This is a genomic window from Arthrobacter sp. Y3223164 (assembly GCF_059091005.1).
On sequence record NZ_JBNHGF010000285.1, the window covers coordinates 1 to 3,589 of the forward strand.

Annotated in this window: 3 protein-coding genes; all 3 read right to left on the minus strand. The window is 67.7% G+C overall.

The window, feature by feature from the left end:
- On the minus strand, window positions 1-779 hold a 779-nt coding region (locus tag AC5RUJ_RS12635), incomplete at its 3' end, for a biotin/lipoyl-containing protein (protein ID WP_494155946.1).
- A 111-nt stretch (window positions 780-890) separates the two neighbouring features.
- Window positions 891-2,273 carry a dihydrolipoyl dehydrogenase gene (gene lpdA / locus AC5RUJ_RS12640; protein WP_494013827.1) on the minus strand — a complete coding sequence of 461 codons (1,383 nt, stop codon included), beginning with the start codon at window positions 2,271-2,273 and terminating at the stop codon, window positions 891-893.
- 181 nt (window positions 2,274-2,454) lie between these two features.
- On the minus strand, window positions 2,455-3,589 hold a 1,135-nt coding region (locus tag AC5RUJ_RS12645), incomplete at its 5' end, for a leucyl aminopeptidase (protein ID WP_494155947.1).

Consider the following 3,589-nt stretch of genomic DNA (forward strand, 5'->3'; position numbering starts at 1 on the left):
TCGGCCTTGGGGGCTTCGGCCTTGGGAGCCTCGGCCTTCGGGGCTTCGGCGGCCGGCTGTTCGGCGGACGGTTCAACCACCGGGGCTTCGCGTTCCTCGGCAGGCGCGGCGGCCACCGGCTCGGCTTCCTTCGGCTCCGCCTTGGCGGGGCCGGCGCCGGTGCCGATGATGGCAAGCACCGAACCGACCTCTGCGGTCTCATCCTCGGCGACCTTGATCTCCTGGACCGTGCCGGCCACCGGGGACGGAATCTCCGTGTCTACCTTGTCGGTGGAGACCTCGAGCAGCGGCTCATCGACCTCGACCGTGTCGCCCACCTGCTTCAGCCAGCGGGTGACCGTGCCCTCGGTCACGCTCTCGCCCAGGGCCGGGAGGGTGACTTCGGTGCCTTCGCCGGAACCGGCGGCGGGCGCCTCCTCGGCGGGGGCTTCCTGCCGGGGCTCCTCCTGCTTCGGGGCCTCCTGTGCTGGGGCTTCCTGCTGGGGGGCTTCAGCCTCCTGCTGCGCCGCCGGCGCTTCTTCGGCGGTCTCGCCGGAGCCGGAACCGTCGCCAATCCGCACCAGCGGGGCTCCGACGTCGGCGGTTTCGTCCTCGGCGACCAGGATCTCTTCGATCACGCCGGCTACCGGAGAGGGGATCTCGGTGTCGACCTTGTCGGTGGAAACCTCGAGCAGGGGTTCGTCGACTTCGACCCGGTCGCCGACCTGTTTCAGCCAGCGAGTGACAGTGCCTTCGGTGACGCTTTCACCGAGGGCGGGCAAGTTCACGGTTTCAGACATGTGGTGCCCGTTCTCCTTTGAGTCTATTTTCCGGCCTGGCCGGTACATCGAGTCTTGTCTTGAGCCTAGTGCACCCGCCCGGCGGGGACGGGTGCACCAGGAGAGGGCCTGTTAGCCGTGCAGCGGGCGGCCGGCCAGCGCCATGGCGGCCTCGCCGAGGGCCTCGTTCTGCGTGGGGTGCGCGTGGATGAGCGCCGCGACGTCCTCCGGGTAGGCTTCCCAGCTGACGATCAGCTGGGCCTCGCCGATCTGCTCGCCGATGCGGCCGCCGATCATGTGCATGCCCACAATGGGGCCGTCCTTTTCGCGGACCATCTTGATCATGCCGCTGGTGCCCAGGATCGAGCTCTTGCCGTTGCCGGCCAGGTTGTACTCGACGGTCTCCACGTTGTCCTTGCCGAACTTCTCCTCGGCCTGCGGCTGGTTGAGGCCGACGGAGGCAATCTCCGGATCGCAGTAGGTGACCTTCGGGATGTTGATGTCTTCGATGAGGGCCGGCTTGTTGCCGGCAATCTCCTCGGCCACGAAGATGCCCTGCTGGAATCCGCGGTGGGCCAGCTGGACGCCGGGGACAATGTCGCCGACGGCGTAGATGTTGCCGACACCGGTGTGCAGCCGCTCGTTGGTGATCACGAAGCCGCGGTCAACCGTGAGGCCGGCTTCCTCGAAGCCCAGGCCCGCGGTGCTCGGTCCGCGCCCGACGGCAACCAGCATAAGGTCGGCTTGGAACGTCTTGCCGTCGGCCAGGGTGACCACCACGCCGTCGTCGTTCTGTTCCACCTTTTCGAAGAACACGCCGGTGTTGAACTTGATGCCGCGCTTCTTGAACGCGCGCTCCAGCTGCTTGATGATCGCCGGGTCCTCGTTGGGCACCAGCGAGGGCAGGCCCTCGACGATGGTGACGTCAACGCCGAACGAGTTCCATACCGAGGCGAACTCGACGCCGATGACGCCGCCGCCGAGCACCACGGCGCTCTTGGGCAGGGTGTCCATCTTCAGGGCATGGTCGGACGTGATGACCTTGCCGCCGATTTCCAGGCCCGGGAGGGTCTTGGAGTAGGAGCCGGTGGCCAGGACGATGTTCTTGCCCTTGTAGGCGGTGCCGCCGACCTCGATGGTGTCCTTGCCGACGAGCTTGCCTTCGCCTTCGATGACGGTGATGCCCTTGGACTTGACCAGGCCGGTCAGGCCCTTGAACTTCCCGGCGATGACACCGTCCTTGTAGGCATTGACGGCAGCCATGTCGATGGAATCGAGGCTCACGTTCACGCCGTACTTCGCGGCGTCCTTGGCGTGGTCGGCCAGCTCGGCGGAATGCAGCAGCGCCTTGGTGGGGATGCAGCCGTTGTGCAGGCAGGTGCCGCCGAGCTTGCCCTTTTCCACCAGCCCGACGCTGAAGCCCAGCTGCACGGCGCGCAGGGCAGCGGCATAACCGCCGCTGCCGCCGCCGAGGATCAGGATGTCGAATTCTTGCGCTGTTGCCGAATCGGCCACGTGAACGCTCCCTCGCGTGTTCGCAACGTGTGGTGACACGTCGATGAGTTGATTGGGGTTGACGAACGAAGTTGGTTGGGTCTCACCTTAGCCCTCCCGCATACCATCATCTAGTTGGTGACGGCCCCAACAGGCCGGATTGTGTGCGGATTCACGCGGGCGCGCTCCGAGGCGCGGGCCTTTAGGAGCTGCGGGCCACTACATCCTCGGCGTAGGCCACCAGCGTGCGGACGGCGACGCCGGTGCCCTCCTTCGGGGTGTAGCCGTGCGGGGATCCTTCGTTGAAGGCCGGGCCGGCAATGTCGAGGTGGGCCCACGGGATGCGCGCGCCGCCGGATTCGCCCACGAACTCGCGCAGGAAGATCGCGGCCGTCAGCATGCCGCCGTACTTGTCGCCCATGTTGGACAGGTCTGCCACCTGCGAGTCCAGGCTGGGACGAAGTTCCTCCGGCAGCGGCATCGGCCAGAACAGTTCCCCCGCCCGGTCGGCGGCGGCCTTGACGGCATCGCGCACGGGTTCGTCGCCCATGACCGCGGCCACCCGGCTTCCCAGCGCGACCATCTGCGCACCCGTCAGGGTGGCGACGTCCAGCAGGACGTCGGGATGTTCCTCACTGGCGGCGGCCAGTCCGTCGGCCATGACCAGCCGGCCTTCGGCGTCGGTGTTCAGCACTTCCACCGTCTTGCCGCCGTACATGGTTAGTACGTCGGAGGGCCGGGACGCGGTGCCGGACGGCATGTTCTCCGCCAGGCAAAGCCAGGCCGTGGCCTTCACCGGCAGTCCCAGCTCGGCGATCGCCAGGACGGCGTTCAGCACCACGGCCGCGCCTGCCATGTCGCACTTCATGGTCATCATGCCGGTGGCGGGCTTGAGCGAGAGGCCGCCGGAGTCGAAGGTGATGCCCTTGCCCACGAAGGCGAGCTTCGCCTTGGCCCGGACCGGCGCGTATTCCACCTTGACCAGGCGGGGCGGGCGGCTGGATCCCTTGCCGACGCCGGTCAGGCCCCCGTAACCGTCTTTCGCCAGCCGTCCCTCGTCCAGGACGGTGACCTTGACCGGCAGGTTCCGGGCCATCTGGGTGGCAGCCTCGGCGAACGTCTCCGGGTACAAGTGGCTCGGCGGCTGGTTGACCAGGGAGCGCGTCGCATTGACCGCCCGTCCCAGCACCGAGGCCCGCTTGAGTGCCTTCGCCAGTTCCTTGTCGCCGGCAACCGGCGTGATGACGGTGGCTTCCGCCACCGGGCCGCGGGCCCCGGCCGCCCGGGTGCGGTGATCGCTGAAGTCATAGGCGCCCAGGGCGGCGCCTTCGGCGACA